The following is a 26,810-nucleotide window of genomic DNA, read 5'->3' as shown; positions in this document are numbered from 1 at the left end:
CCGGTCCTTTGAATAAATTTTATATTAAGCCGCTATAAGCCGAAGGAACGCGCTGTCCAATATGTAATCCCGGCAGCCACATATGCCAGCGCAAAAAGATAGCTGACCATGAAGATGGGCCATTTCCAGCCATTGGTTTCACGCCGTGTCACCGCAATGGTCGAGATGCATTGCGGCGCAAAAACAAACCAAGCGAGGAAAGCCAAGGCCGTCGCCAACGACCAATCCGCCGCAAGCTTTGGCCCAAGGCTGGTTGCCGCGGCATCGTCATCCGCGGCGTCAATGGCATAGACGGTTGCAAGCGCCGATACCGCAACTTCGCGCGCCGCCATCGCCGGGATGAGCGCTAGCGCAATATCATGGTTGAACCCAATGGGGCGCACAATTGGTTCAAGCCCGTCGGCTATGCGGCCTGCGACCGAATATTCAACTTGCGAGACGTTGCTGCCCTCGGGCGCTTTGGGAAAGCTTAACAGCGCCCATAAGATAATCGTGGCGGCAAAGATAATCGTCCCTGCGCGGCGCAAAAACACCCATGCACGCTGCCACAGATTGATCGCAATGTCGCCGGGGCGAGGCCATTGGTAGCGTGGCATTTCGATGAGGAAGCTGCTCGCCCGGCTTTGCGTCACAAAGCGCTGGATGACCGCCGCTGCCAGCATGGCACCCAATACACCTGCGATATATAGACCGAACAGAACAAGGCCCTGTAAGCCTATGCCGGGGCGAACGCTGGACGCCGGAATAAACGCGCCAATGATGACGGTATAGACCGGCAAACGCGCCGAACAGGTCATCAGCGGCGCAATCAGGATCGTCGCCAACCGTTCCTTTTGATCCATGATCGTGCGCGTCGCCATGATGCCCGGAATCGCACATGCGAAGGAGGACAATAAGGGTATAAAACTGTGCCCCGACAGGCCGACTGCCGCCATCAGGCGGTCCATCACAAAGGCAGCCCGGGTCATATAGCCCGATGCCTCAAGCACCAAGATGAAGAGGAACAGGATCAGAATTTGTGGCAAGAATACGATGACGGAACCGACACCGGCAATGACGCCATCGGTGAGGAACGAGCGCAGCAATCCGTGGGGTAGGACATGTTTGATGCCATCGCTGAGCAAGGCAAAGCCGCTTTCAATCCAGCCAATCGGGGCTTCGGACCCAGCATAAACCGCCTGAAACATCAGGAACAATAGCGCCAGCAATATGACAACGCCGCCCACCGGATGCAGCAGAACTGCGTCCAGCCTGCGTGTCCATTGGCGGCCAGCGGTTTCGCTGATGATGGCCGAGCGGGCAATGTCGCGCGCAAGCTGATTCTGCGCGCCAAAGGATGCAGCAACGGGTTCCGTCACGGGGTTCGCATTTGTGAGCGCTTCATCCAGCGCCGTCATCAGTGGTTCCAGCCCGCGACGGCGCACCGCAACGGTTTCGATCACCGGCACACCAAGCGCGCGGGCCAGTATCTGCACATCCAGTCGAAGGCCATCGCGTTCGGCAAGATCGATCATGTTCAGCGCGACCACCGTCGGCAGGCCTTGCGCAATCAGTTCAAGCGCAAAGCGCAAATGATTGTCGAGATTGCCCGCGTCCAGCACGATCACCAATGCGTCAGGGCGGCGATGCCCCTCCAACTTGCCTAAGACAACGTCGCGCGTGACGGCTTCGTCGAGGCTGTCGGGATCAAGGCTATACGCGCCGGGTAAGTCGATCATTTCGACCGGACACCCATCGGCAAAGGCGGCGCGACCAGATTTACGCTCCACCGTCACGCCGGGATAATTGGCAATTTTCTGCCGTGCGCCAGTCAATGCATTGAACAGCGCACTTTTGCCGGCATTGGGGTTACCGACCAATGCGACCAGAGGCGGCATTTGCGTCATGCGGCCAACGTGCAATCAATCGCAGCGGCGACATTGCTGCGCAAAGCCACCGTCATGCGGCCAACGCGGACCGCCAATGGGTCACGCCACATCAATATGCCCTTGTGCAACGCCTCTATTGTCACCCCGGGTTCGAAACCCAAAGAGCGCAAACGATGCCCCTCTTGATCGGGCAAGGATTCCCAATCAATGGCCCGGATGACGGCGATTTGGTTCAACGGAAGATGATCAAGTTGCACCCAGCGCTATTTGCAACCGATTCGCAATAACATCAATAGCGATTTACATTAACGTGCGGGGTAACGCAGCCGACCGACGAAGCGTGACAGGCTTGGCGTATACGCCTTGCGCTGTTTCGCCTGATATTTCACCTTTTCAATCTGCATCACATTGTCGATCCGACGGTCCAGAAAGGCGCGCGTGTCGGCGAAGTTTTCGCTGTCATCATTGACAAAAACGCTCAAGGTGCTGCCATATACGGCCGATAGCGTCATACGCTTAGTATAATGGTTGAGGTCAGTGGCGGTATCGCCTGCCAGTCGCCACATGCGATCCGCCGAACGCCAGCCCATTTTTGCGGCCCGCGCGAGATTTAGCGGCATCGCCATGATGGCAAGCGCACGGCGCAAGGACTCCCGGTCCGGGGCCATGATCTCCAGCCGAGTCGCAACCAATGCCGTAATCCGGTCTCGGATCTTCATCGCGTTCAGCGTTTCCGGTGGCAGGCGGCGGGCAAGCTCCAGGTCAACGCCTTCGACCCATGCGTCAATCATGTCGATGGCCTTGCCCTTGAACGCCAGCATAGCAACGTCGCGGTCAACGCCCATGTCATCCGCGGCGGCATGGACGGCCGTTTCGGACCATCCGTCAAAGCCGGCATGGCGGCCAATGACTGGGGCGAGGGCGCCGCGAATTTCATCAATCGTCGGGTCAGCAGGAAGGGCGTTTTGGGACATGCATGATATGTAGACGTTCGCTGCGTTCAAGAAAAGGTCTATTGCTTACGCACAAGAACCAACGCGATCATAATGAGCGCGCTGCCCGCAAAATCCATCGCCGTCAGCATTTCGCCAAAGGCGAGCCAACCAGCCGTCGCAGATAAAGCGGGTTGCAACAACAAGGCAAGGCCGATCACCAGCGGGCTGAAATGTAGTAATGCATAAGTGAGGCAACCCTGACCGAAAAATTGCGAGGTGAAGGCGAGCAGGACAACTGGCCACCATGCCGTGGGAATGATCTGTTCGCCTGCAAAGACAGCGGCGGCAAACAGGACTACCGCCGCAATGGCACTCGCCATGCCAAGCGCGCCCCAGCTTTCGGTGTTTTGCCGCATCTTCATCATCATCACCAAATAGACAGTATAGGTCAGCCCTGCGCCAAGCGATAAAAGGTCGCCGGAAAAGTGGCGCGGGGACAATTCAAGGCTTTGTCCCATTAAAAGAGCGGCCCCGACAAAAGCGAACAATACGGCCACGCTCTCCCACTTTGACGGCATTTTGCGTGCTATGGTGATGCCATAAATTACCAGCAACAGGCTGGCGCAATTAGCGAACAGCGTTGCATTGGCCATTTTTGTCTGAAAAATGCCAACATGCCACAAGATGATATCGACCCCGAAAAACAGGCCCGCAACAATGGCAAGCCAATAGGTCGGACGGCTGACCGCCGAGAGGCGAAAACCAAAACGATAGCCCACGAACAACAAAAACGGCGTGGCCAGCGCCAGCCGCCAAAATCCCGTCGCTATTGGACCGCTATCTGCATAGCGCACCAGCAAAGGACCAAAGGCAATCGCAACATTGCCCGCAAGCAGCGCGGCAAAGGCAAGCAGAGTTGGCGATTGCTGATGAAAAATCTTCTGCTGCATAAACCCCCGTTGCAATTTGCAACTTTCATCCGCATTTAGGCGGCAAAGAAACGCCTTAATGACAGGAAATCCCATGACTGCAACTTTGTTCGACCCTATTACACTTGGTGCCATCTCCGCGCCTAATCGCATATTGATGGCGCCGTTGACGCGCGGACGGAGCGAAGGCGAACATGTGCCGCTGTCAGACCTGAAGGCAGAATATTACAGCCAGCGTAGCACCGCAGGCCTGATCATCGCAGAAGCGACCGGCATTAGCCAAGAAGGCCTTGGCTGGCCATCGGCGCCTGGCATCTGGTCCGACGCGCAAATCACGGCGTGGCAACCCGTGACTCAGGCTGTGCATGATGCGGGCGGGCGGATCATTCTGCAATTGTGGCACATGGGCCGTCTTGTGCACCCAGATTTCTTGGGCGGCGCGCCCTGTGTTTCGTCTTCGGCCACCACAGCGCCCGGTTATGCACATACGGCAGAGGGCAAGAAAGATTATACCGAAGCCCGCGCGCTCGATATTTCGGAAATTCCGCGTATTGTGTCGGACTATGTCCATGCCGCGAAAAACGCGATGGCCGCAGGTTTTGACGGCGTGCAGATTCACGCGGCAAATGGCTATCTGATTGACCAGTTCCTGCGCGACAACACCAATTTGCGCACTGACGATTATGGTGGCGCGATTGAAAATCGCATCCGCTTGCTGCGCGAAGTGACACAAGCCGTGGTTGACGCTGTGGGCGCGGATCGAACATCGGTTCGCCTGTCCCCCAATGGCGAAACACAAGGCGCGGACGACAGCAACCCTGTTGCATTGTTCACGGCTGCGGCCGCCGCGTTGCAGGATATCGGCATCGCCTTTCTTGAGCTGCGCGAAATCAAACCTTATGGCAATTTTGGACAAACCGACGTGCCGCGCATCTCGCCCGAAATCCGTAAGATATTCAAAGGCCCGCTGGTGCTTAACCAAGAATATACTAAGGAATTGGCGGATGCCGATCTTGCCTTGGGCCTTGCCGACGCGATCAGCTTTGGTCGTCCTTATATCAGCAACCCAGACCTTGTAGAGCGGTTGCGCACTGGCGCGGAACTGACGCCGGATAATTTCAAGACCTGGTATACGCCCGCAGCGGAAGGATATACGGATTATCCTTTCCTTGAACAGGCAGACGCATAACGGACATGATACAGGCGGGGCTTGGCGCTTATGCGATAGCTATCCCCGCCTTGCTGCTTGTGCTGCTCGCAAGCGCCGAAGCGATCTGGCCGCGCCGCGCATTGGTGTTGGGCCGAAGCCCACGATGGCGGACACACGCATTGTTCTTCATCAGCAACGCAGTAATGGGCCGACTGCTCTCTTTTTTGGTGGTGGTCGGCGTGGCGGCAAATTGGGCCGATACGCACAAGTTTGGCGTGCTGAATTTGGTCGCCTTGCCCTTTTGGGTTGAGGCCGCCATTGCCTTTATCGTCCTTGATTTCGCGGTCTGGCTGCAACATTTTTACATGCATCGCAGCCCATTGCTCTGGCGCATGCATGCGGTCCACCACAGCGACCGTGATCTGGACGTTACCACAGCATTGCGGTTCCACCCGTTTGAACTGATAGTGTCGACATTCTATAAATCCGTCATCGTTGCTTTGCTTGGCGTGCCTCTGCTGGTCGCACTCGCGTTTGAAGTATGGCTCAACGCCAATGCGCTGTTCAACCACAGCAATATCCGCCTGCCACGCAAGCTTGACCGCATATTGCGGCTATTTTTGGTGACGCCCGACATGCATCTGGTTCATCACAGCACCCGCGCTGAAGAACAAAAACATAATTTCGGGTTCGCGCTGACGGTTTGGGATCGCTGCTTCGGCACCTATAGCGCAGAGTCGATAGTAGGTGCCGAAAACCAGAAAATAGGTCTGGCGGAAATTAACGATAGCCGCCCCTCAGGCTTCATTTGGAGCATGAAGCAACCCATGACGTAACGGAATTTAAGGCCGTCTTGACCCAGATAGTTTTCCGTAGCATTTTCAACTGAGGGGAGCTGAAAATGGCCAGAATACGCAAGGTAATATTAGGCAGCGTTGCCGTCATCGCTGTTGGTGCAGGGCTAACCTACGGGTGGCAGCAATATCGCGACAAAAGCATCATGGATGAGTCGCGCGTGGCACAGGCATCATCGGACGCTGAAGTCACGTCTGGCCCCGCCAATAGCTTGCTTTGGGGCGACACCCATCTCCATACCTCCAATTCCATCGATGCCTTTGGCTTTGGCGTAAAGCTTGGACCGGAAGAGGCGCTGCGTTTTGCGCGCGGGGAAGAAGTGACATCTACTGGCGGGATGAAAGCCAAGTTGGACCGTCCACTTGATTTTCTTGTGATCGCGGACCACTCGGGCGGTCTTGGGGCAACAAAGGCTTTGTATGACGCGCCTGGATTTCTTGTCCGCGACCCCACGCTGAAACGGTGGCACACCGAAATGCATAAGGGGCCTGAGGGCATGCAGCGCGTGACCGGCGAACTCATCGACCGCGCGGGCCGCAACACGCTTCCCGCTGCGCTGACCAATCCCGAAAGACAACGCAAGACGGCAACTAATATCTGGACAGGTCATAGCACGCTGGTCGAACGCTATAATGAGCCTGGAAAGTTCACCGCCTTCATGGGTTTTGAATATACGTTGATGCCCGGCGGCAATAATTTACACCGCGTCGTCATGTTCCGTGACGGCAAAAGCCGTACTGACAAGGTCCTGCCCTACGACCCTGGCCAAGGCGAAACGCCGGTCAGCCAATTGTGGGACTATATGGACAATTATGAGAAGGTGACTGGCGGCAAGGTGCTGGCGATCCCGCATAACAGCAACCTGTCCAATGGCCTGATGTACGAATTGGTTGGCCCGGATGGTGGCCCCATGACCGCCGCATATGCACGGCGGCGCGCCGCGCGCGAGCCAGTGAGCGAAATCACGCAAATCAAGGGCGATAGTGAATCGCACCCGTTTTTATCGCCCAACGACGAATTCTCCGGTTTCGGCACTGCGGGCTGGGACCTTGGCAATTTGACCATGCAGGCCGCGAAGAAGCCGCAGGATTATGCGGGCGAATATATTCGTGAGGCGTTGAAGCGCGGACTGGCGATTGAGGCGCGCACGGGCGTGAACCCCTATAAATTCGGCGTTATCGGTTCAACCGACAGCCACACTGCGCTGGCCACTGGTGACGAAGATAATTTTTTTGGCAAGCATTCGGGCGGCGAGCCTAACGCCGACCGTGCTTCGCAGGCCCAAAATCTTGGCACGCGCAAAGGACGCATTGGTTGGCACTATCTGGCCGGTGGCTATGCCGCCATATGGGCCACAGCCAATACACGGGCCGCGATATTTGACGCCATGATGCGGCGCGAGGTGTACGCCACAACTGGCCCGCGCATGACATTGCGTTTCTTTGGCGGTTGGGATTTCAATGAAACGGATTTCGCACGCGACTGGGTAAAGGCCGGATATGCCAAAGGTGTGCCCATGGGCGCAGACCTTAAGCCCGGCAACGGCGCGCCAAAGTTCATGATTTCGGCGTTGAAAGACCCGACAGGGGCAAATCTCGATCGCGTTCAAATCGTCAAAGGCTGGGTAGATTCTTCCGGCACATTGCAGGAAAAGATTTTTGACGTTGTCTGGGGCGATGCCGACAAAAGGCGCAAGGGCGCGAACGGCAAAGTTGCTAAGGTAGGCGACACCGTAAACATCGCAAAGGCGAGCTATACCAACAGCATTGGTGATCCAGAATTGCGGACGGTGTGGACCGATCCGGAATTTAACCCCAATATCCGTGCTTTTTATTATGTCCGGGTGCTGGAAATTCCGACACCGCGCTGGGTGTTGTTTGACGCCATGCGTTATGGCGCAAAATTGCTTCCGGGGACGGAGTTAAAGGCGCAGGAGCGGGCGTATTCGTCACCCATCTGGTATAACCCAAAAAAAGCCAGCTAGCTTTTATTCGAATTCAAACCCGGATAGCGCGGAGTCAGGGTCAGATATCCCCATCAAGCGGCGCATGGCGAGCCGCGCGAGCCGCTGCGTTTCGGTTTTTCGGCGCGCAGGGGCGAGTGGCACCAATGCTGCCGGCTGCGCGATTTCGGCATCATATGCGTCGGCGATGATCAAACCGGCGCGTTCGGGCATGAACGCAAGGTTTTGCAACGGGCTAATGTCGAACCCAGCCGGGACAGCCCAGAAAAAGCGGTCACAATATTCGAGATATTCCGGCCATTTCTGATCCCCTAAAAGATCGGCGCGCGAACATTTGATTTCGACGATAAGAATCTCGCCCTTGTTACTGAGGCCCATGAGATCCGCGCGGCGATTGTTGCGTAGGCTGACCTCGGGTTGCACCACAATCTGGTTGCGTAAGAACAACCGCGAAACGCCGCGCGCGACCGCAGGCGCGCCGAAAATTGATGAAGGTGTAAGCGCCTGATCCATGTTCCACCCTTAGAACGAAAGTAGAACAAAATAAACGCCCCTTGAGGGGCCCTTATCATTCAGTCCGGTCGCCATGATCAGCGGTAGAAGATATGATTGTCCACGCTGCCGATCCGCGTCAGACGCCATCCTGGCGAAACATGACGGGCATGAAAGAACAATGCGCCTTCAACTGGACTTTTCCATGTATTGTCCAACGCAATATTGCTGATCGCGACGGCGTTGCGCCAATGCATGCTGTCCGTTCGAACCGGCGGCAAGCTTGCGCCGCGCACGAAAGAAAACTGACCTTTTTGGAAGACAACGCCGCATAATGTGCTGGCAAATCGACCCGAAGAGGCGCGGGCAAGCACCACACGGGCCACAGCCAATTGGCCGGCGAGCGATTCACCCTTGGCTTCGAAATAGACCGCGCTGGCAAGGCACCGCTCTTCCTCGCTTAAGCTGTCATCGACATCTTGTATGCGCACGAGGTCAGTGAGTGAGGATGCGGTTGTTACATCTGCATCAACAGCATTGGGGTTTAGGAGCAGTTTCGGCATTAAGCCGTTGCTTGGGACATAGATAATGTCGCCATTGTCAGCACGCGTCGCGGTCACCTTACCGCTTTTCGCCACATCCAACTGCGCTTGTTCGGCTGCGGTCTGCTGGGGGTTAATGATGATATCATTGGCGCTTAACGGTGTGCTTTGGTCATTACCAAAAGCAAGACCTGCATCTGCAGCAATAGCTGCGGAAATCAGGGTACAAGATACGGCTACGAAAGAAGCAGCCCGAAAAAATTTCAACATGAAGCATACATTAAAGCGGCGACACCAGCAGACGAAACTCTATTACTTTACCATGCTTCGTCTTTTGTTGTATCCGACTCGCGTGTTTGTCTGGCCACCCCATTTGTGCCCTATTTAACAACCTTCGCTACTCGTTCTTTTTGGATCTATGCCGCGGCGCAGCAAAGTCAAATAAACATGGTCAGAAGTCCGTCCAACCGTGCACTGGACGCGACATCCAGTTCAAAAACCCACAAATCCGGATCACCAGCGCATCGTTTTTTCCAATAATCTTGCACCGCGGCCTCCCCAGACTCTTTCAAATCCATCCTTTGCCAGACGGGCTGGCCGTCTAATGCCGGATAGCGTTCGTATAATTTGGGGTCTGCGCCGCGAACCTGGCCGATAAGCAATATGGCACCCGATACCGCATCGCCTTTTTTCAGAACGGTAGCAAAGTCACCTTCGGATTCCAATATGCGCTTGATTGCGGAGATAAGAACACCGCTGGCTAGCCGTGGTTCAATCAAGCGGCGTCACGCTCTTCAGAGAAGGTTAACACCGCAAACATCGCCGAAGAATCTGCGGCACCGCGCAATTGCGCGCGGAATTTCTCATCGCGAAACAGGCGTGAGACCTCTGCCAAGGCCCGCAAATGCGATGCCCCGTCCTGCGCCGGGGAAACAAGCCCGCAGACCAGATCTACTGGCTCGTCGTCAACTGCATCATAAGGCACTGGCTTCAAAAGCCGAACAAATACGGCCACGGGCATGTCGATACCCGAGACCTTGCAATGCGGAATAGCTGTTCCACCGCCAAAACCCGTTGGACCAAGTCGCTCGCGCTCAATCATGCCGTCCAGCACGGCGTCAGCGTCTACAAAATAATTTTCAGCAGCGATAACCGATAGCTGCGCCAGCAGGTCCGATTTCCCCGAACAGAGCATGTCAGCAGCAACGGCCCCTTCAACGAGCCTAGTAGAAAGTCGAATCATATTTTGTTCAAAAGCGCCCGGTGCCACCGGCGACGCAACCCTTAAATATTTGGAATGATATAGAATATTAATTCACGTCAGCCGAGGTCTAAGGTGCAGATTTTGGTTCAACCCACCCAATCGTGCCATCTTCGCGGCGGTAAACCATATTATGTCGCCCAGTTCCAGTGTTTTTGAATAACAAGGCAGGCGTATTGCGTAAATCCATTAACATAACTGCATCGGAAACCGTCGATTCAGGAATATCTACGCGCATTTCGGCAACAATTACTGGTGCATCGGGTAATGGCGTTTCATCCGCACCATAACCTGCATCAAACACGGTATAGGCCGCTTCTTCTTGCGCTATTGCATAAGCGGTTTGTATATGGCGATCCTGCAGTCGGCGCATGTAACGGCGCAATTGTTTCTCAATACGTTCGGCGGCACGGTCAAAGGCAACATGCGCATCCTGCGCTTCGCCGCGGCCTTTAAGTACCAGGCCCTGCATCACATGCATGACAATATCGCTGGTAAACCCGTCATGTGGCGCACGGCCAAAGGTTGCATGCGATGACAAGGCCTTGGTGAAATGTTTTTCGGAAATAGATCTGAGCCGTTTTTCCACATGGGCCTGGAGCGCTGCACCGGTGTCGACTTGATGTCCTGAAACCCTGATGTCCAATGCCTGTCTCCTTTGTGTTAAAGCGCTGACCCCGGCTGGAGCCAAAGCGCATCCTTGATCTTTGCAACAAATTCGGCATGGCGCGCCAATTCCTCCGTTGAAGCAGAATGCGCGCGCGCGGGTCGAAATGTTTTCGTTGTCTGAACGCTGTTGCCGTCCATTTGGCTCATGTTTTTATTAGAGCTTTTGTCGTCCGCGAGGCCAAGGCCGATTTGGCGGCCGCCAGTTAGTTCAATATATAACTGCGCAAGCAGTTCAGCATCCAACAACGCGCCATGCTTGACCCGGTGGCTACGGTCGATGCCATAGCGGGTGCACAAAGCATCTAAAGACAGCTTTGCTCCGGGGTTTTTGACTCGCGCCAGCGCCACTGTGTCAACCATACGGTCCATTGACACTGGCGGACGACCGCAGTGCTGCAATTCGTGATTGAGAAAGCCGAAGTCAAAGCTGGCATTATGCGCAACGAGCGGGCTGTCACCCAAAAATGCCAGCAACTCATCCGCCTTTTCGCCAAAGGCCGGTTTGTCAGACAGGAAACGGTCCGAAAGGCCGTGCACTTGTTCAGCGGCGGCTGGCATCGGGCGCTGCGGGTTGAAATAGGCATGGTAATGTTTACCCGTCATTACCCGGCTGACCATTTCAATGCAGCCAATTTCGACCATCCGATCCCCGGTTGCAGGATCAAAGCCAGTCGTTTCCGTATCGAATATAATTTCACGCATTCTGTTATTAGATGTGAGCCTGTTTAAACGCTTATGCAAGTCCCGCCCGCAGCTTTTTCACAAGAGCATGCACATCAGCGCACGTTTCCGCTAGATCCTTGCCCGTATCGATCACATGGTCGGCCCGTGCACGCTTTTCGGCGTCGGCCATTTGCAGGCCCAAAATATGTTCGAATTTGTCTGGCGTCATATTAACACGGGCGAGCACACGTTCGCGTTGAACCTGTGCAGGTGCGCTGACAACAACGACTATATCAACGCCAGCTTGCCCGCCCTTTTCAAATAACAAGGGGATGTCAAACAATATCATATCCGCGCCCTGATGCGATTCCAGAAACGCCCTGCGGCGCTCGGCTACGGCGGGATGGATAATCGATTCCAGCAGTGCCAAACGGTCGCGGTCGCCAAATACAGCAGCGCCGAGCGCTTGACGGTCGACGCCCTGCGGCCCGGTTGTTCCGGGAAAGGCCGATTCAATTGCGGGCACAAGCGCACCACCGGCTTTTTGCAGGTCATGCACCGCAGCATCGGCGTCAAAAACTGGGACGCCTTCGTCGGCAAACATCGCCGCAACCGCCGATTTGCCCATGCCAATTGAGCCTGTCAGGCCAATGATCATCGGCTTTTTCATTTCAACAGCAATGCCCGCAACGCATCCTCATTATCTTCGGGCGGGGCAACGCCGAAGAATAATTCAAACGCGATTGCCGCCTGCCCCACCAGCATTTCAAGGCCATCGACCGTTTCCAGATCGCGGTCGCGCGCCGCTTTTAACAATGGCGTTTCTATCGGCGCGTAAACGAGGTCATAGACTATGGCATGTTCGGGCAAAGGGGAAAGGTCAATCTCAAGCGATTCCTGCCCGACCATGCCCAACGGGCTCGCGTTCACCAGCAACGCTGCATCCGGCAAGTGCGCGTCAAAACCAATCACTGTGCCCTTCAATCCGAAATGCGCGAGCAAGCCTGCCGCCTTCAAACCGTTGCGGGCAACCAAAACGACTTCGCCGATATCGGCTTGTGCCAAGGCGAAAAGCACTGCCCGCGCCGCGCCGCCTGCACCAATGACGACAGCGACCTCACGCGCAATGGGGATATCCGCGATTGGGCCATAAAAGCCGCCAACGTCCGTATTGGTCGCGACAAGCGCGCCGGCCTCACTGCGAAACACCGTATTAATCGCGCCAATCGAGTGGCGCACATCGCCGGGGTCGGCCACAAAATCCAGCGCCGCAATCTTGTGCGGTATCGTGATGTTGCACCCGCGCCACGCTGCATCGGCGGCACGCTCGGTAAAATAATACTCCAGATCATCTGGCAGCACGGCATGCGCGCGATAATCACCGACCAACCCCAATTGTTGAAGCCAAAAATTGTGAATCAAGGGTGATTTGGAATGGGATATCGGGTGTCCGATCACTTCAGCATAATGTGTCATGTTGTTAAAAGGCCTCTTAAGCGCAGATAATCAAGCAGTGGAAGCAAGGGCATTCCGATAACTGTAAACTGGTTACCGCTGACGCTGGCGAACAATTGCGCGCCTTCGGCTTCAATGCGGTAGCAGCCAACGCAGTGGCGGATTTCATCCCAATATGTATCCACATAATTATCGATAAACTGGGGACTTAGGCTGCGCATCGTCAACTGCGCGGTGTCGACAATGCGCCAGACAGGTTCGCCCTGCTCGCAGATAACTGCCGCGCTGATCAGGCGATGTACCTTGCCCGAAAGCTGCGCCAATTGCGCGCGCGCGCCATCAGGCGTTTCGGGTTTGTCAAAGATATATTCGTCTGGACCAACGCAAATCTGGTCGCACCCCAACACCATAGCCGTTGGCATTTTGCGCGACAGTTTGCGTGCCTTTGCCTCTGCCAAGGCATCGGCAATATCGCGCGGCTTTGCGCCAGCCTGAACCAATGATGCTTTGATGCTCTGTTCATCAACCAAGGCAGGGACCGCTTCTATCGATACCCCTGCGGCGTTCAACATCGCGATTCGCGCAGCGCTTTGTGAGGCAAGGGTAAGAGTCACGAATCGGTCACCTGCGCCAATTCGCGCTCATTGAACAAATTGATAATCGCCGCGGCACTTTCCTCGATCGACCGGCGCGTCACGTCCAATACTGGCCAGCCATTGTCCGCAAACATACGCCGCGCATGGGTGACTTCAGCACGCACTTTTTCTTCGTCTACATAATCGGTGTCTGGCGACTGGTTGAGGGACAGCAAACGGTTGCGCCGCACCTGAATCAAACGCTCTGCGCTCGTGACTAGGCCAATGACCATCGGATGCTTGAGTTGAAACAATATCATTGGTGGCGGCGATTCGGGCACGATGGGGATATTCGCGGTCTTATATCCTCGGTTTGCGAGATAAATGCTTGTGGGCGTTTTTGAGGTTCGCGATACCCCAGCCAACACAATGTCCGCCTCTTCCCAATTTTGCGCATTAATGCCGTCGTCATGGGCAATGGTGAACTGAATGGCCTCAACACGCGCGAAATAGGCAGCGTCCATTACATGTTGCCGACCCGGGCGTGCCTTGGCCTCTTGGCCCAACATATTCGACATGGCATCACTCACCGCATCGAGCGCAGCAACCGCAGGCAAGCCCAAAACCCTGCATCGCGTTTCCAGTTTGCGCCGTGTGTCCCGATTGACCAAAGTGAACAGCACAAGTCCGGGATTAGCGGCTATATCGGACAATATCCGGTCCAAATGGCTTTCCGATCGCACCATCGGCCAGAAATGCTTGAACACATTTTCTGCGCCGTCAAACTGCGCCAATGCAGCTTTAGCGATGTTTTCCAAGGTTTCGCCCGTGGAGTCCGATAACAGATGTAAATGAAAGCGCTGGCTCATAATGCACAGTCTTGTTGGCAGGCTGGGGATAAATCAAGGGTCAAGTTTTGCATGACGAATTCTTGCCCATTACCGCGATTTTACCGCTCGATTCGGACACAGGCTGTCCACAACGGAAATCTAATATGCACAGGCTGTGGATAATGGGGACCAAATTTGCGAATCCCGATCATCTCGTGCGTTCGCACGCGTCAAGATGTTGGCAATATCCGCAAAAGCTTTTAAGGCCTGAGCTATCAACAGCGCATCATCTTTCATCATCCTTTATATAAATATATATTTTGATTGGTTCTCTTGTTTCTATGTCTGCGCAAAGCCCAAAAAAATTGCTTAACGTCCTACAGGGCAACCAAGAAGCTATCTCGCCTATGTGGCTCATGCGTCAAGCAGGTCGCTATCTACCTGAATACCGCGCGTTACGTGCCGAAAAGGGTGGGTTTCTGGCGCTGGCTTATGACAGCAATGCGGCCTGCGAAATCACTTTGCAGCCGATCCGGCGTTTTGGTTTTGATGGCGCGATCCTGTTTTCCGACATTCTAGTTATCCCGCATGCCATGGGCCAAGACCTTTGGTTTGAAACGGGCGAAGGTCCCAGGCTCGCACCGCGCTTAGCGGAATCGCGACTTGAAGATTTTGTGCCAGCACCTGAACGGCTTGCCCCAGTCATTGATACGGTGCGCAAGGTGTCGGCAGCGCTGCCACCTGAAACAACCTTCTTGGGCTTCGCTGGAAGCCCGTGGACGGTCGCTACCTACATGGTCCATGGTCAGGGTAGCAAAGACCAAGCTGAGACCCGTAGAATGGCGCATGCGGAGCCTGAACGCTTTGGCGCGTTAATCGAGGCAATCATTACCGCAACTGTGGATTATTTGAGTGATCAGATTGATGCCGGCGTTGATGCGGTGCAATTATTCGACAGTTGGGCAGGGTCATTGTCGCCCGCGCAATTCGAAAAGTGGGTTATTGCCCCAAATGCCGAAATCGTCCGCCGATTAAAGGCACGCAATCGCAATGCCGTCATTATCGGCTTTCCCAAGGGTGCGGGCGGTAAGCTTGCGGCTTATGCCGAAGGCACTGGCGTCGACGCCTTAGGACTGGATGAAACCGTTGATCCGCATTGGGCCAACCGTGAATTGCGCAAGGGCCTTCCTGTACAAGGCAATCTTGACCCGCTGGCGTTGATTGCAGGTGGCAATGTGTTAAAAGACGCCGTGAAGAATATCCTCAGCGCCTTTGAAGACCGACCACATATCTTCAATCTTGGGCATGGTATCCTACCGGATACCCCAATCGATAATGTTGAACTGCTTCTTAATCTGGTCCGCAAGGCTTAGGGTCAGGACCTAGTCCATAAAGGCCGTTTTTATGACGGAAACTCTATCTGTGTTGTATATCTGGCTCAAATCCGCGCACATTATTTTTGTTATTTTCTGGATGGCGGGATTATTCATGATCCCGCGCTTCTTTGTCTATCATCAGGAAAGCGCTGAAGGATCAGAAGAGGCCTCAAAGTGGGTGGACCGTGAAGCCAAGCTGATCAAAATCATCCTCAATCCCTCTATCATCGTGGTCTGGGTGTTGGGGCTCGTTTTGGCGTGGAACATTGGTGCAATGGCGCAAGGTTGGTTCCATGCCAAATTGCTGTTTGTGTTGGGCTTGTCCGCATATCATGGCTGGGCCGTCGGCTACGCGAAAAAACTGGCGCGCGGCGAACGGCGGCTTACCGGCAAGCAATTGCGGCTGTTTAACGAAGTGCCAGGCATTGCGTCGGCGATCATCGTGATATTGGTCGTTGCCAAGCCGTTTTAACGGCTTTTTATGGGCTTTTTTTGAGAAGAGTTGACGTTGCGCCCGTGGACGCGTATTTATCTCGTTAGCCCGTCCTGGGCATGCGGCGCGACCTTCACAATAACCGCGCCATCAACTTTTCTTAATTCAACCGGTTGGCCATTTACAAACCGGTCATACCATCGGGCGTTCTGCTCATCCACAATGCGGACTTATGGTCCATCCAACGGAATTATCTATGCATTTGAAAGAGCTGAAAAGCAAAAACCCCGCTGACCTTGTATCAATGGCTGAAGAGCTGGGGGTTGAAGGCGCATCGACCTTGCGTAAGCAGGATTTGATGTTCGCGATCCTGAAAGAGCTGGCCGAAGATGGCGAGCAGATCATGGGTCTTGGCACGATTGAGGTTTTGCCGGACAGTTTCGGTTTCCTGCGTTCGCCAGAGGCCAATTATTTGGCCGGTCCAGATGATATTTATGTGTCGCCGAACATGGTGCGGCAATTTGGGTTGCGCACAGGTGATACCGTCGAAGGCGAAATTCGTGCGCCAAAGGACGGCGAGCGGTATTTTGCCCTGACTAAAGTATTGAAGATCAATTTTGATGATCCCGATGCTGTCCGTCACCGCGTCAATTTCGATAACCTCACGCCTTTATATCCGGATTCAAAGCTGACCCTGGATTCGCTTGACCCGACGGTTAAGGACAAGTCTGCGCGCGTCATCGACATCGTCAGCCCGCAGGGCAAGGGACAGCGCGCATTGATCGTTGCGCCGCCGCGCACGGGTAAAACGGTGCTGCTGCAAAATATCGCGCGCGCAATTACCGAAAACCATCCTGAGGTGTTCTTGATCGTTCTTTTGATCGACGAACGGCCCGAGGAAGTGACCGATATGCAGCGGTCGGTAAAGGGTGAGGTTGTATCCTCTACCTTTGATGAACCCGCGACTCGTCACGTTCAAGTCGCTGAAATGGTTATCGAAAAAGCAAAACGTTTGGTGGAACATAAGCATGATGTTGTTATCTTGCTTGATTCCATCACCCGTCTTGGCCGCGCGTATAACACCGTCGTTCCGTCATCGGGCAAGGTGCTTACCGGCGGTGTCGACGCCAACGCTCTGCAACGTCCAAAGCGCTTCTTCGGCGCGGCACGGAACATCGAAGAAGGTGGATCATTGTCCATCATCGCGACGGCTTTGATCGACACAGGTAGCCGCATGGACGAAGTTATTTTTGAAGAGTTTAAGGGCACTGGCAACTCCGAAATCGTGTTGGATCGCAAGGTTGCGGATAAGCGCATCTTCCCTGCACTTGATGTCGGAAAATCCGGAACGCGTAAGGAAGAATTGCTGGTCGAGGAAAGCAAGCTCAAGAAAATGTGGGTGCTTCGCCGTATCCTCATGCAAATGGGCACCATCGACGCGATGGAGTTCCTGCTCGACAAAATGAAGGATTCGAAGACCAACGAAGACTTTTTTGACTCGATGAATCAGTAAGCCAAATATTTGGGGGGCATGTTGTGATTGATTTTCTCTTGGTCGCGTCGACCGTTAATAATCTGGGCGGGCCCGGTGATATTTGGGCAGCTATCGTTAAGGATTTCTCGAACATTACCGAGCCTGCGGCCTTTGCGGCCTTCATGCAGGTATTGTTGATCGATCTCGTGCTTGCCGGCGACAATGCGATTGTTGTGGGCGCTTTGGCGGCAGGATTGCCGGCTGAACAGCGCAAGAAAGTCATCCTCATCGGTGTGCTCGCGGCCTTAGTACTGCGCATCATCTTTGCGCTTATGGTGACATGGTTGCTGGGTATCGTTGGTCTGGTGCTCGCAGGTGGCTTGTTGCTGCTGTGGGTCGCCTGGCGCATGTACCGCGACATTAAGGGCCATGCTGGTGAATCAGCGGGCTCACCTGAAATCGTGGGTGACGAACATTCGGGTCTGAAGTCGACCAAGACTTTTGCGGGTGCGGCATGGGGCGTTGCAGTTGCTGACGTATCGATGAGCCTCGACAATGTTCTGGCGGTCGCAGGCGCGGCGCGCGAACATCCAGGTATCCTTATCGTCGGCCTGATTTTCGCGGTCGCCCTCATGGGGATCGCGGCTAATATCATTGCGCAATATATTGAGCGTTATCGCTGGATTGCGTGGGTTGGCTTGGTTGTGATCGTATATGTTGCGGGTAAGATGATCGTCGAAGGCTGGAGCGAAGTACAACCTTACGCCATGACTTTTGCTGGCATGTAATGAATTAGGGCTCCCAAATGCGGGAGCCCTAGTTTCTTTAGCTTAGATGCGCGGCAAAAAACGCGGCGGTTCGTGCGTCGGCCAGCTCTGCGCCCTCCACGTTCCGGCGATTGCCCATTTCTGCGGCAAAGCCATGGTCAAGACCTTCATAGTCATAGAGCGTCACCTTTGGGTGATTGCCAAGGCCAGCGTGAATCGCGGCCTGTGCTCCTGGCCCGACCAAATGGTCTGCGGTCGGAATATGCAGCATCAGCGGATGGGCGATGGCATGGCTTTCGTCCAACATCTGGTCGATCATCACGCCATAATAGCCAACCGATGCGCTGATATCCGTCCGCGCTGCCGCCATATAGGCAAGTCGTCCGCCCAAGCAGTAGCCGACAGCGCCGACTTTTTCGACAGGAGCTTTGCCGGATAGGCCGCGACGCACGGCGTGAATCACCGCCTCAATATCCCGCACGCCATCATCGGCATCATATTGACCGAAATAGCCAAATGCCTCTTGAAGCTCGGCCTCAATATCAGGGTTCAATTCCACCCCCGGTGCAAACCGCCAGAAAATATCGGGTGCGACCGCGAGATAACCAGCATTTGCGAAGTGGTCGCATTTCTGCCGAATGCCTGCATTCACACCGAATATTTCGGGAATAACGATAATCGCGGCGCGCGCACTGTCCGATGGCAGGGCGACATAGGCGGGAAACAACGCATCCTCAGCCAGTGCATCAATCTTCACATATTCACCCATTTTATGCTCCTAGGCGGATATTCTCCGCAATTGCGTGATTCGATTGAACCTTTATAGTGATGTTATTGGCAAATAGGAGGGCGCAGCCCATGAAGATGAACATTGAAATCGATTGTTCCCCTGAAGAGGCTCGGGCGCTGCTTGGGCTGCCTGATGTCACTAAGGCCAATGAAGCCTATGTCGAGAAGGTCACGAACCTTATGAACAAAGCTGGTGGCGTTGACCAGCTGCAGGAATTGGGAAAGCAAATCGCGCCCATGGGTCAAATGGGGCTGCAATTGTTTCAGCAACTGATGGAAACAGGTGCAAAGGCGGCAATGTCTGGCCTGAACAAGAACGATAAAAAATAGCTTTGGAATGATATCGGACGACACGATTTTCGCGCTGTCCAGCGGCGCGCCGCCGGCTGCTATTGCCATCATGCGTATCAGCGGGCCTGCGGCTTTTGATATATTGCTCGGTCTATCCGGACGAGTCCCGACACCGCGAAGGGCTTCGGTGTGCAGCTTGCGTTCGCCAGAGACTCAGGAAATATTAGACGAAGCGCTTGTGCTCGTCTTTCCCGGCCCGGATACGGCTACCGGCGAAGATCTTGTTGAGCTCCATCTCCATGGCGGCCGCGCCGTGGTGCGCGCCGTTGAAAATGCCATCGCCAGTTTCCCCGGCGCGCGACGCGCGGAGGCTGGAGAATTTACCCGCCGTGCCTTTGCCAGTGCCCGAATGGATTTGAATGAAGCCGAAGGCTTGGCGGATCTATTGGCGGCCGAGACCGAATGGCAGCGTCGCGCTGCAGCCAAGATGTTTGGTGGGGCATTTAGCACCGCGATTGATGAATATCGGCAAGAGGTGCTCCGATTGTCTGCGTTCACCGAGGCAGAGTTAGATTTTTCGGATGAAGGTGATGTTGATGCCCAGAACAACAGTGATGTTATAAATGGTAGTGCAGAACTACGGCAGAAAATATCGCTGTTATTGGCCAGCCCACCTGCCGAAAAATTAAAGGACGGGTTACGCGTCGTCTTGGCAGGTCCGCCCAATAGCGGAAAATCCACTTTGTTAAATGCGCTGGTCGGGCGCGACGCGGCCATTGTTTCTGATATCGCCGGAACGACGCGCGATATGATTGAAGTGCCTGTGGCGGTCGAAGGCGTTGCGCTGGTGTTTACGGACACAGCCGGCCTTCGCGACGATAGCGCCGACGTCATCGAACGCATCGGCATTGATCGCAGTCACGCCGCGATGGCGCAGGCGGACATAGTGTTATGGCTTGGTCCGGAGGGTGAAGGACCGAGCCACGCGAATCTGATTGAGATAGCGGCCAAATGCGACATCATGGTCAATGACGAAAAGTCTGCGGATGCCATGAAGGTGTCGGCTCAGACGGGCGCGGGCACAGCTGAGCTTCTCCATATTGTGGCGGCAAGGGCCAAGACGCTGCTGCCGCCGCCTGATCAGTTTGCGATCAACGCGCGGCAAAGGACATATTTGGAAGACGCCGCCATAGCGCTTTCGGCGTGCAGTGATTCTACAGATTGGTTGATCATCGCGGAAAATCTGCGGCAGGCAAGACTTGCACTCGACGCCTTAACGGGCCGCGCGCATACCGAAGATTTGCTCGATAACATTTTCGGAAAATTCTGCGTGGGAAAATAGTCTGTTTCACGTGAAACAGTCGCCACTCTTTTTTGACCAGCAGGCATAGTTCGTATATGCGCGACGCATGAAAACCGATTTCGACATCATTGTTGTGGGTGGCGGGCACGCTGGTACAGAGGCAGCCGCTGTTGCTGCACGCATGGGTTTGCGGGTGGCCTTGGTTAGTTTTGACAAGGGCATGATCGGCGCGATGTCGTGTAACCCGGCTATAGGCGGTTTGGGCAAGGGGCATTTGGTGCGTGAGGTTGACGCATTTGATGGCTTGATTGGCCGCGCTGCCGACGACGCTGCTGTGCATTATCGCATGCTCAACGCCTCAAAAGGCGCAGCAGTGCAGGGGCCCCGGATTCAAGCAGATCGTAAATTGTTCAAGGCGTCTATCCAAACGCAGCTTGCGGGTTTGGACAACATATGCATAATTGAAGCGGAAGCCTCGGCGCTGCATTTTCTTGCCAATGCACCCACACGTGTTGCAGGCTTGGTTTTGGGTGATGGTTCCGTCATAACTTCGGCTGCAGTGGCCTTGGCCACGGGAACGTTTTTAGGTGGCAAGCTGTTCCGTGGCGAAGAAAGGCTTGATGGCGGCCGCGTGGGCGAAGCATCCGCCATGCTGTTGGCGCAGCAACTGCGCGGTGCAGACTTGCCAATCGCACGGTTGAAAACGGGAACGCCGCCACGGCTTGATGGACGCACGATTGATTGGGCGCGTTTGGACATGCAGCCCTCCGATGATGATGATTGGACAATGTCACCGATGCGGTCGCGCCGATCTGTGCCGCAGTTATTCTGTGCGATGTCACGCACCAATGCCCAAACGCACGATATCATCCGGGCAGGCCTCCATCGCTCGCCTCTATCTGGCGGCGATATTGAGGGGAGGGGACCGCGTTATTGTCCGTCGATTGAAGACAAGATTTTCCGGTTTGGAGATCGTGAAGGGCATCAGGTATTTCTGGAGCCAGAAGGCATCGACAGCCATGTGATTTATCCCAACGGCATTTCAACGTCGCTGCCAACGGATATTCAAGCGGCGATGGTCCGGTCTATGGTGGGTCTTGAACAATGCGAGATTGTCGTCCCCGGCTATGCCGTTGAGTATGACTATATCGACCCACGTTGTCTGGATTCCAGTCTCGCGGTGCGTGGATTTGAAGGTCTATATTGCGCTGGACAGATTAACGGCACCACGGGTTATGAGGAAGCAGCAGCGCAAGGCTTGGTCGCTGGCATGGGCGCGGCATCGAAGATATTAGCGCAGCCTATGCCGCCTATCGACCGGACCAATAGCTACATCGCGGTGATGATAGATGACCTGACGCTGCAAGGTGTGACGGAGCCTTATCGCATGTTAACGGCGCGCGCGGAGTATCGCCTGCGCCTGCGCTCCGACAATGCGGCGTCAAGGCTCACACCGCTGGCCATATCGGTGGGCGCTGTGGGCAACGAACGCGCGGATGCGTTTGCGGAGCGGCTTTTGCGGCAGAGCGAACTTCAAAGCAGGCTTCAGGAAACAGTGAGCGCTGATGTCCTGATCAAACAAGGTATCCAGGTAAAGCAAGACGCGGGCAAAATGTCGTTGTTTGACTGGTTGCGCTTTCCCCAGCTATCGATTGCCCAGTTGTTGGAATTGGATGCAGCTGCCTGGCCGCAGGACCTGATCATGGAGTTGGAACAAGACGGTCGATATGCACCCTATCTGGCAAGGCAAGAGGCAGAGATAAACGACATGGCTGCCAACGAACAAATTCGGCTGTCGGCGTTGATGGACTATAGGGCCATATCTGGACTGTCGCATGAGATGGTTGAGCGGCTTGAGGCGTCGATGCCTGAAAACCTGGCCGCCGCGTCACGGATCAGGGGCATTACGCCCGCTGCGCTTGCAGCCATTCTCGTCCACGCCAAGCGCGCCAAAATTGCTATCGCGCAAGCCGCATGACAGAGACCGAAGCCATTGCTTGGCTTAAGGCCCACCTACATGTTTCACGTGAAACATTCGACGCTCTCGAAACATTTGTGGAATTTCTAAAGCGGGAAGCCGAAAGCCAGAATCTGATATCGGCCTCGACATTAGACCATATATGGTCCCGCCATATCGTCGATAGTGCGCAATTGTTGCTGTTTACCGATACATCTGCGCAACAGAATAATTGGCTGGATCTCGGGTCCGGTGCCGGCTTCCCGGGATTGGTCATTGCATTGTTGACCCATTATCATGTGACATTAGTCGAATCGCGTGCCCGCCGAATTGAGTATCTGCAAAGAGCGGTCGAAATGCTTGATCTAACAGGTCGCGTGCGCGTGGCGGGGGTGACGTTGGGGCGCCTTGAAACCGCGCCATATGCGGTCATCAGCGCCCGTGCCTTTGCGCCCTTGCCTAAATTATTTGATCTTGCCGCGCGCTTCGCCACAAATAACACTTTGTGGCTATTGCCAAAGGGGCGTAAAGCCAAAGCCGAGTGGGAGGGCGCGCAGGCGCAGTGGGGCGGAAATTTCCGCATCATGGACAGTGTAACAGACCAAGAGGCTGGCATTCTCGTCGGCACATTGTCGGGGAAACGCAAAGCGCGCGCCATCTTGGAAACACAGGGGCAAGAGGAATGATCCGAATAGCGATAGCCAATCAGAAAGGCGGTGTCGGAAAAACAACCACCGCCATCAACCTTGCGACCGCACTCGCGGCCAGTGGTTGGCGCTGTGTCTTGGTTGATCTTGATCCGCAGGGAAATGCGTCCACGGGGCTTGGCCTGAAGCAAGCGCAGCGGGTCCATAGCAGCTATGACTTGTTGCTCGGCGATGCATCGTTAAAAGATGCCGCAATACCCACGATTATCCCGAACCTCGATATAGTCCCCGCAACCGTCGATCTGTCCGGTGCCGAAATCGAGCTTGTCGAATGTGAAGATCGCACCGGGCGACTGAAGGCGGCGTTTGACAAATCTGATGCGCATTGGGACATTTGCCTCATCGATTGCCCACCCTCGCTTGGGCTGGTCACCGTCAATGCGCTGGTCGCGGTCGAATCGCTTCTCGTCCCGCTACAGTGCGAATTTTTCGCGCTTGAGGGCTTGAGCCAGCTGTTACAGACGGTGGAGCGTATCCAAGGTCGATTTAATCCGGCGCTGTCGATCTTGGGCGTGGCGCTCACCATGTATGACAAGCGCAACCGGTTGACTGAACAAGTGGCGGATGATGTGCGCAGTTGCTTGGGCGACCTTGTGTTTGATGCTGTGATTCCGCGCAATGTCCGCTTGTCAGAAGCGCCCAGCCATGGGCTTCCTGCGTTGATTTATGACCAACGCTGCTCAGGGTCCGAAGCCTATATGAAACTTGCACGAGAATTAATTGGCCGCTTGCCGGTCCGGGAGTTAGCAGCGTGAGTAATGATAATCCGTCCGAAAAGTCACCTTTGAAGAAGAAAATGGGCCTTGGCCGGGGCTTGGACGCCTTGTTAGGCGAAGCGTTGCGGGGCGACAGTTATTCTGGGAATTTCTCCGCAGATCGAGACGCCGAAAACCAGGGCGTGACAACCTTGTCGGTCATCGACATTCGTCCCAATCCCGATCAGCCACGGCGGCATTTTTCCGAAGAAAAGCTGGATGAATTGGCGGCAAGTATTGCCCGGCACGGGGTTATCCAACCCATCGTCGTACGGCCTTTTCAAGGCGGATATCAAATTGTAGCAGGCGAGCGCCGTTGGCGCGCAGCCCAGCGCGCGCAGTTGCACAATCTGCCCGCGATTGTTCGGAATTTTGACGACACGGAAACCGTTGAGATTGCGCTGCTTGAAAATATCCAGCGCCAAGACCTGAACCCTATGGAAGAGGCGGAAGCTTATAAAAAGCTGACTGAACTTTTTGGCCACAGTGCTGCCGAATTGGCGGAGCTGGTGCACAAGTCGCGCAGCCATGTCGCAAATATGATGCGCTTGCTAGATTTGCCGCAAACGCTTCGTGATCTGGTCATAGAAGAAAGACTAAGCATGGGGCATGCGCGCGCGTTGCTCGGCAGTGACAATGCGGTGCAGTTGGCAATGCTGGTTATTAAAAATGGCCTTTCGGTGCGCGCCACTGAAGCACTGGTGCAGCAAGAGCGCGCGCCAAAGGCGAAACATCGCAAGCAAACGGGCACGAGCCCGCCGGAAAATGCAGATATACGGGCCGTGGAGTCGCATCTTGGTGATCTTCTGGGGCTAAAGGTGCGGATCGCTCAAAAGAATGACATGGGCGCAGGCGAAGTGACGTTTGAATATGGCAGCTTGGACCAGTTGGACATGCTGTGTCAGCGGCTCACGGGCGAGAAATTTTAGCTCGCCGATCGTCGTCTGGGCTTTGCGTGGGAGCGATTAATGGATGCAGCGCAGAACATGACTCAAGATGTGGCGAAGCGACACCGTCTATCCACGCGAATTTGGCATTGGTTGAATGCGTTTGTCGCGACGATTTTGCTGATGAGCGGCCTTATGATTTTCAACGCTCATCCGCAGCTATATTGGGGCGATTTTGGTTCACGCGAAGATTATGCATGGCTGCAAATTGACGATACGCGCACCACGGGCTTTGTCCGAATCGGAAGCGCGCGGGTCGAAACAACAGGGGTGTTCGGGCTTTCCTTAGGCTCCAATGACAATGTCCGGCGGGTGGCCTTTCCCCGCTGGGCGACCATACCCACAGGTTACGATCTGGCTGCCGCGCGGCGCTGGCATTTTGCCTTTGCTTGGGTTTTCGCGCTGGGCTTGACGGTGTTCATGCTTGCTGCGCTGTTCAACGGACATATCCGTAAGGACTTGCACGTTCGCCGCGCGGAATGGAGCGCTGCTGCTATTTGGACGGATATCAAAAATCATGCGCGGTTGAGTTTAAGTCCAGGGTATAGATTAAGTAATTATAATATCATACAAAAATTTAGTTATATCGGCGTGATATTCCTATTGCTGCCGCTGTTAATCCTGACAGGTATCACCATGTCCCCCGCCATGAACGCAGCTTGGCCGTGGTTGCTTGATCTATTCGGTGGGCGGCAGTCGGCACGGTCGCTGCATTTCATCGCGGCCTTTTTGCTGGTGCTGTTTGTGGTGGCGCACCTGATCATGGTCCTGCTCTCTGGCCCGATTAACGGCATCCGTTCGATGATTACCCGGCGGCATGTGACCATGTCAAAACCTGATCATGGAGGGGAATTGCCATGACAGATGACTACACATCATTCCGCCGCCGTGATCTGTTGCGCGGCGTGACCTTAGGCAGTAGCGCGCTGATTCTGAGTGGTTGCGACGCCATGAATGAAAATGCGACTTTCCGGTCAGCATTGCGTGTGGCGGAAAAGCTTAATCAGGCGACGCATCGCACCTTAACCGACCGCGCAACCCTGGCACCGGAATTTGCGATATCGGACATTTCGCCTGTGTTCAAAACCAATGGTTCGCTGACGGGGACGTCGACGGACTATCTCGCGCATCTTCAAAACAACTTCGCAGACTGGCGGTTGCGCATTGATGGCATGGTAGCCAATCCCATGGACATTGGCTTGAAAGCGCTACGGGCGATGCCCGCGCGCACGCAAATCACGCGGCATGATTGTGTTGAGGGGTGGAGCGCGATTGCGCAATGGCAAGGCACGCCGCTGCGCCGTTTGCTGCAGCAGGCCCAATTATCGCCGCGCGCTAAATTTATCGTCTTTCATTGTGCGGACAATTACGGCGCTCGCCCATATTATGAATCAATTGACGTGATTGATGCCTTCCATCCGCAAACGATATTGGCATGGGGTATGAATGGCGAAACATTGCCGGTAAAATATGGCGCACCTGTCCGGCTTCGCGTCGAACGACAACTGGGGTATAAGCATGCCAAATATGTCATGCGTATTGAGGCGACCGATGATCTGTCGAAATTCCATGGGGGGAAGGGCGGATATTGGGAGGATGTCGGCGACTATGAATATTATGCCGGAATCTAGGCTTGCGCGGCGGCGCTGTTAATGGAAAAGCCTTTCGCAGATAATAAGGATCCCTGCCATGAAGACCCGCGCAGCCGTTGCATTTGAAGCGAAGAAGCCATTGGAGATTGTCGAGCTTGATTTGGAAGGTCCAAAGGCTGGCGAAGTGTTGGTCGAGATCATGGCGACTGGCATTTGCCATACTGATGCCTAT

30 protein-coding genes and 1 pseudogene are annotated in these 26,810 nt (G+C 54.8%); 16 read left to right on the top strand and 15 right to left on the bottom strand.

Going from position 1 to position 26,810, the window contains the following annotated elements:
• Positions 1-32: 32 nt before the first annotated feature.
• The 4 genes from Q0N43_RS09420 to Q0N43_RS09405 are packed head-to-tail and all read right to left on the bottom strand — an operon-like array spanning position 33 to position 3,753.
• Positions 33-1,886, bottom strand: coding sequence for a ferrous iron transporter B (locus Q0N43_RS09420; protein ID WP_295445727.1), 1,854 nt, complete (start codon positions 1,884-1,886; stop codon positions 33-35).
• Complete coding sequence (locus Q0N43_RS09415) at positions 1,883-2,125, bottom strand: FeoA family protein (RefSeq protein WP_295445725.1); 243 nt, start codon at positions 2,123-2,125, stop codon at positions 1,883-1,885. The genes Q0N43_RS09420 and Q0N43_RS09415 overlap by 4 nt, the downstream gene beginning before the upstream one ends.
• Positions 2,126-2,173: 48 nt before the next feature.
• Positions 2,174-2,842 (bottom strand): COQ9 family protein, encoded by a 669-nt coding sequence (locus tag Q0N43_RS09410; RefSeq protein WP_295445723.1) that lies wholly within the window; start codon positions 2,840-2,842, stop codon positions 2,174-2,176.
• Positions 2,843-2,880: 38 nt separating this feature from the next.
• Complete coding sequence (locus Q0N43_RS09405) at positions 2,881-3,753, bottom strand: DMT family transporter (RefSeq protein ID WP_295445721.1); 873 nt, start codon at positions 3,751-3,753, stop codon at positions 2,881-2,883.
• A 73-nt stretch (positions 3,754-3,826) separates the two neighbouring features.
• Here Q0N43_RS09405 and Q0N43_RS09400 point away from each other — a divergent pair, with 73 nt between their 5' ends.
• The 3 genes from Q0N43_RS09400 (at position 3,827) to Q0N43_RS09390 (ending at position 7,721) form a co-directional block, all read left to right on the top strand.
• Positions 3,827-4,921, top strand: a complete 1,095-nt coding sequence (locus Q0N43_RS09400) for an alkene reductase (RefSeq protein ID WP_295445719.1) — start codon at positions 3,827-3,829, stop codon at positions 4,919-4,921.
• A gap of 5 nt (positions 4,922-4,926) precedes the next feature.
• Complete coding sequence (locus tag Q0N43_RS09395; RefSeq protein WP_295445717.1) at positions 4,927-5,718, top strand: sterol desaturase family protein; 792 nt, start codon at positions 4,927-4,929, stop codon at positions 5,716-5,718.
• A 65-nt stretch (positions 5,719-5,783) separates the two neighbouring features.
• Positions 5,784-7,721, top strand: a complete 1,938-nt coding sequence (locus Q0N43_RS09390; protein WP_295445715.1) for a DUF3604 domain-containing protein — start codon at positions 5,784-5,786, stop codon at positions 7,719-7,721.
• A 3-nt stretch (positions 7,722-7,724) separates the two neighbouring features.
• Here the strand turns inward: Q0N43_RS09390 and Q0N43_RS09385 are convergent, their stop codons facing one another.
• The 10 genes from Q0N43_RS09385 to Q0N43_RS09340 all read right to left on the bottom strand — a co-directional run bounded on the left by Q0N43_RS09385 (position 7,725) and on the right by Q0N43_RS09340 (position 14,226).
• Positions 7,725-8,213: an MmcB family DNA repair protein gene (locus Q0N43_RS09385; RefSeq protein WP_295445713.1), complete on the bottom strand. Its 489-nt coding sequence runs from the start codon at positions 8,211-8,213 to the stop codon at positions 7,725-7,727.
• Positions 8,214-8,290: 77 nt separating this feature from the next.
• Complete coding sequence (locus Q0N43_RS09380) at positions 8,291-9,004, bottom strand: cell wall hydrolase (protein ID WP_295445711.1); 714 nt, start codon at positions 9,002-9,004, stop codon at positions 8,291-8,293.
• Positions 9,005-9,171: 167 nt separating this feature from the next.
• The gene (locus tag Q0N43_RS09375) at positions 9,172-9,513 is read right to left on the bottom strand and encodes a DUF1491 family protein (RefSeq protein ID WP_295445709.1); all 342 of its coding nucleotides are present in this window, start codon (positions 9,511-9,513) and stop codon (positions 9,172-9,174) included.
• A complete protein-coding gene (locus Q0N43_RS09370) occupies positions 9,510-9,977 on the bottom strand; it encodes a PTS sugar transporter subunit IIA (RefSeq protein ID WP_295445707.1) in 468 nt (155 codons plus the stop codon). Before Q0N43_RS09370 ends, Q0N43_RS09375 begins: the two co-directional genes overlap by 4 nt.
• A gap of 88 nt (positions 9,978-10,065) precedes the next feature.
• A complete protein-coding gene (raiA, locus tag Q0N43_RS09365) occupies positions 10,066-10,641 on the bottom strand; it encodes a ribosome-associated translation inhibitor RaiA (protein ID WP_295445705.1) in 576 nt (191 codons plus the stop codon).
• Between the two features lie 17 nt (positions 10,642-10,658).
• The gene (gene dnaQ, locus Q0N43_RS09360) at positions 10,659-11,366 is read right to left on the bottom strand and encodes a DNA polymerase III subunit epsilon (RefSeq protein WP_295445703.1); all 708 of its coding nucleotides are present in this window, start codon (positions 11,364-11,366) and stop codon (positions 10,659-10,661) included.
• A 31-nt stretch (positions 11,367-11,397) separates the two neighbouring features.
• Positions 11,398-11,997: a dephospho-CoA kinase gene (gene coaE / locus Q0N43_RS09355; RefSeq protein ID WP_295445701.1), complete on the bottom strand. Its 600-nt coding sequence runs from the start codon at positions 11,995-11,997 to the stop codon at positions 11,398-11,400.
• Positions 11,994-12,803 (bottom strand): shikimate dehydrogenase, encoded by an 810-nt coding sequence (gene aroE / locus Q0N43_RS09350; RefSeq protein ID WP_295445699.1) that lies wholly within the window; start codon positions 12,801-12,803, stop codon positions 11,994-11,996. The genes coaE and aroE overlap by 4 nt, the downstream gene beginning before the upstream one ends.
• On the bottom strand, positions 12,800-13,354 hold the full coding sequence (locus Q0N43_RS09345; RefSeq protein ID WP_295445769.1) for a Maf family protein: 555 nt from the start codon (positions 13,352-13,354) through the stop codon (positions 12,800-12,802). The genes aroE and Q0N43_RS09345 overlap by 4 nt, the downstream gene beginning before the upstream one ends.
• Before the next feature lie 38 nt (positions 13,355-13,392).
• Positions 13,393-14,226, bottom strand: a complete 834-nt coding sequence (locus Q0N43_RS09340) for a pyruvate, water dikinase regulatory protein (RefSeq protein ID WP_295445697.1) — start codon at positions 14,224-14,226, stop codon at positions 13,393-13,395.
• Between the two features lie 302 nt (positions 14,227-14,528).
• Between Q0N43_RS09340 and hemE the strand changes: the two genes are divergently transcribed.
• The 4 genes from hemE to Q0N43_RS09320 all read left to right on the top strand — a co-directional run bounded on the left by hemE (position 14,529) and on the right by Q0N43_RS09320 (position 18,258).
• The gene (gene hemE, locus Q0N43_RS09335; protein WP_295445695.1) at positions 14,529-15,560 is read left to right on the top strand and encodes a uroporphyrinogen decarboxylase; all 1,032 of its coding nucleotides are present in this window, start codon (positions 14,529-14,531) and stop codon (positions 15,558-15,560) included.
• Positions 15,561-15,591: 31 nt separating this feature from the next.
• Entirely contained in the window at positions 15,592-16,035 is a 444-nt protein-coding gene (locus Q0N43_RS09330) for a CopD family protein (protein ID WP_295445693.1), read from the top strand.
• Between the two features lie 217 nt (positions 16,036-16,252).
• Complete coding sequence (gene rho / locus Q0N43_RS09325; RefSeq protein ID WP_125231264.1) at positions 16,253-17,509, top strand: transcription termination factor Rho; 1,257 nt, start codon at positions 16,253-16,255, stop codon at positions 17,507-17,509.
• Between the two features lie 23 nt (positions 17,510-17,532).
• Positions 17,533-18,258: a YjbE family putative metal transport protein gene (locus Q0N43_RS09320; protein ID WP_295445689.1), complete on the top strand. Its 726-nt coding sequence runs from the start codon at positions 17,533-17,535 to the stop codon at positions 18,256-18,258.
• Positions 18,259-18,295: 37 nt separating this feature from the next.
• On the opposite strand, the gene Q0N43_RS09315 is transcribed toward Q0N43_RS09320, so the two are convergent.
• Positions 18,296-19,006, bottom strand: coding sequence for a dienelactone hydrolase family protein (locus Q0N43_RS09315; RefSeq protein ID WP_295445688.1), 711 nt, complete (start codon positions 19,004-19,006; stop codon positions 18,296-18,298).
• An 89-nt stretch (positions 19,007-19,095) separates the two neighbouring features.
• Between Q0N43_RS09315 and Q0N43_RS09310 the strand changes: the two genes are divergently transcribed.
• From Q0N43_RS09310 to Q0N43_RS09270, 9 genes and pseudogenes are all read left to right on the top strand, one after another.
• Entirely contained in the window at positions 19,096-19,356 is a 261-nt protein-coding gene (locus Q0N43_RS09310) for a DUF6489 family protein (RefSeq protein WP_295445686.1), read from the top strand.
• Between the two features lie 7 nt (positions 19,357-19,363).
• On the top strand, positions 19,364-20,659 hold the full coding sequence (gene mnmE, locus Q0N43_RS09305) for a tRNA uridine-5-carboxymethylaminomethyl(34) synthesis GTPase MnmE (RefSeq protein ID WP_295445684.1): 1,296 nt from the start codon (positions 19,364-19,366) through the stop codon (positions 20,657-20,659).
• Positions 20,660-20,726: 67 nt separating this feature from the next.
• On the top strand, positions 20,727-22,598 hold the full coding sequence (gene mnmG / locus Q0N43_RS09300; RefSeq protein ID WP_295445682.1) for a tRNA uridine-5-carboxymethylaminomethyl(34) synthesis enzyme MnmG: 1,872 nt from the start codon (positions 20,727-20,729) through the stop codon (positions 22,596-22,598).
• A complete protein-coding gene (gene rsmG / locus Q0N43_RS09295; RefSeq protein WP_295445680.1) occupies positions 22,595-23,263 on the top strand; it encodes a 16S rRNA (guanine(527)-N(7))-methyltransferase RsmG in 669 nt (222 codons plus the stop codon). The genes mnmG and rsmG overlap by 4 nt, the downstream gene beginning before the upstream one ends.
• A complete protein-coding gene (locus tag Q0N43_RS09290; protein ID WP_295445678.1) occupies positions 23,260-24,039 on the top strand; it encodes an AAA family ATPase in 780 nt (259 codons plus the stop codon). The genes rsmG and Q0N43_RS09290 overlap by 4 nt, the downstream gene beginning before the upstream one ends.
• Positions 24,036-24,968 (top strand): ParB/RepB/Spo0J family partition protein, encoded by a 933-nt coding sequence (locus tag Q0N43_RS09285; protein WP_295445676.1) that lies wholly within the window; start codon positions 24,036-24,038, stop codon positions 24,966-24,968. Before Q0N43_RS09290 ends, Q0N43_RS09285 begins: the two co-directional genes overlap by 4 nt.
• A gap of 57 nt (positions 24,969-25,025) precedes the next feature.
• On the top strand, positions 25,026-25,847 hold the full coding sequence (locus Q0N43_RS09280; RefSeq protein WP_295445674.1) for a cytochrome b/b6 domain-containing protein: 822 nt from the start codon (positions 25,026-25,028) through the stop codon (positions 25,845-25,847).
• Positions 25,844-26,617, top strand: coding sequence for a molybdopterin-dependent oxidoreductase (locus Q0N43_RS09275; protein ID WP_295445672.1), 774 nt, complete (start codon positions 25,844-25,846; stop codon positions 26,615-26,617). The genes Q0N43_RS09280 and Q0N43_RS09275 overlap by 4 nt, the downstream gene beginning before the upstream one ends.
• Positions 26,618-26,675: 58 nt before the next feature.
• A pseudogene (locus Q0N43_RS09270) lies at positions 26,676-26,810 on the top strand (S-(hydroxymethyl)glutathione dehydrogenase); the annotation flags it as partial.

The organism is Sphingorhabdus sp. EL138 (genome assembly GCF_945882965.1).
GTDB lineage: Bacteria > Pseudomonadota > Alphaproteobacteria > Sphingomonadales > Sphingomonadaceae > Sphingorhabdus_B.
This window is presented reverse-complemented; position numbering and strand designations above follow the sequence as displayed.

What these genes read in the sequence shown, in the direction of transcription:
- Q0N43_RS09370 (WP_295445707.1), bottom strand. Translation starts at nt 9,977, where the DNA reads ATGATTCGACTTTCTACTAGGCTCGTTGAAGGGGCCGTTGCTGCTGAC.
- Q0N43_RS09280 (WP_295445674.1), top strand. Translation starts at nt 25,026, where the DNA reads ATGACTCAAGATGTGGCGAAGCGACACCGTCTATCCACGCGAATTTGG.
- Q0N43_RS09420 (WP_295445727.1), bottom strand. Translation starts at nt 1,886, where the DNA reads ATGACGCAAATGCCGCCTCTGGTCGCATTGGTCGGTAACCCCAATGCC.
- mnmE (WP_295445684.1), top strand. Translation starts at nt 19,364, where the DNA reads ATGATATCGGACGACACGATTTTCGCGCTGTCCAGCGGCGCGCCGCCG.
- rho (WP_125231264.1), top strand. Translation starts at nt 16,253, where the DNA reads ATGCATTTGAAAGAGCTGAAAAGCAAAAACCCCGCTGACCTTGTATCA.
- Q0N43_RS09385 (WP_295445713.1), bottom strand. Translation starts at nt 8,213, where the DNA reads ATGGATCAGGCGCTTACACCTTCATCAATTTTCGGCGCGCCTGCGGTC.
- Q0N43_RS09390 (WP_295445715.1), top strand. Translation starts at nt 5,784, where the DNA reads ATGGCCAGAATACGCAAGGTAATATTAGGCAGCGTTGCCGTCATCGCT.
- aroE (WP_295445699.1), bottom strand. Translation starts at nt 12,803, where the DNA reads ATGACACATTATGCTGAAGTGATCGGACACCCGATATCCCATTCCAAA.
- hemE (WP_295445695.1), top strand. Translation starts at nt 14,529, where the DNA reads ATGTCTGCGCAAAGCCCAAAAAAATTGCTTAACGTCCTACAGGGCAAC.
- mnmG (WP_295445682.1), top strand. Translation starts at nt 20,727, where the DNA reads ATGAAAACCGATTTCGACATCATTGTTGTGGGTGGCGGGCACGCTGGT.
- Q0N43_RS09400 (WP_295445719.1), top strand. Translation starts at nt 3,827, where the DNA reads ATGACTGCAACTTTGTTCGACCCTATTACACTTGGTGCCATCTCCGCG.
- Q0N43_RS09315 (WP_295445688.1), bottom strand. Translation starts at nt 19,006, where the DNA reads ATGGGTGAATATGTGAAGATTGATGCACTGGCTGAGGATGCGTTGTTT.
- coaE (WP_295445701.1), bottom strand. Translation starts at nt 11,997, where the DNA reads ATGAAAAAGCCGATGATCATTGGCCTGACAGGCTCAATTGGCATGGGC.
- dnaQ (WP_295445703.1), bottom strand. Translation starts at nt 11,366, where the DNA reads ATGCGTGAAATTATATTCGATACGGAAACGACTGGCTTTGATCCTGCA.
- Q0N43_RS09275 (WP_295445672.1), top strand. Translation starts at nt 25,844, where the DNA reads ATGACAGATGACTACACATCATTCCGCCGCCGTGATCTGTTGCGCGGC.
- Q0N43_RS09345 (WP_295445769.1), bottom strand. Translation starts at nt 13,354, where the DNA reads ATGTTGAACGCCGCAGGGGTATCGATAGAAGCGGTCCCTGCCTTGGTT.
- rsmG (WP_295445680.1), top strand. Translation starts at nt 22,595, where the DNA reads ATGACAGAGACCGAAGCCATTGCTTGGCTTAAGGCCCACCTACATGTT.
- Q0N43_RS09340 (WP_295445697.1), bottom strand. Translation starts at nt 14,226, where the DNA reads ATGAGCCAGCGCTTTCATTTACATCTGTTATCGGACTCCACGGGCGAA.
- Q0N43_RS09410 (WP_295445723.1), bottom strand. Translation starts at nt 2,842, where the DNA reads ATGTCCCAAAACGCCCTTCCTGCTGACCCGACGATTGATGAAATTCGC.
- Q0N43_RS09310 (WP_295445686.1), top strand. Translation starts at nt 19,096, where the DNA reads ATGAAGATGAACATTGAAATCGATTGTTCCCCTGAAGAGGCTCGGGCG.
- Q0N43_RS09405 (WP_295445721.1), bottom strand. Translation starts at nt 3,753, where the DNA reads ATGCAGCAGAAGATTTTTCATCAGCAATCGCCAACTCTGCTTGCCTTT.
- Q0N43_RS09330 (WP_295445693.1), top strand. Translation starts at nt 15,592, where the DNA reads ATGACGGAAACTCTATCTGTGTTGTATATCTGGCTCAAATCCGCGCAC.
- Q0N43_RS09290 (WP_295445678.1), top strand. Translation starts at nt 23,260, where the DNA reads ATGATCCGAATAGCGATAGCCAATCAGAAAGGCGGTGTCGGAAAAACA.
- Q0N43_RS09395 (WP_295445717.1), top strand. Translation starts at nt 4,927, where the DNA reads ATGATACAGGCGGGGCTTGGCGCTTATGCGATAGCTATCCCCGCCTTG.
- Q0N43_RS09380 (WP_295445711.1), bottom strand. Translation starts at nt 9,004, where the DNA reads ATGTTGAAATTTTTTCGGGCTGCTTCTTTCGTAGCCGTATCTTGTACC.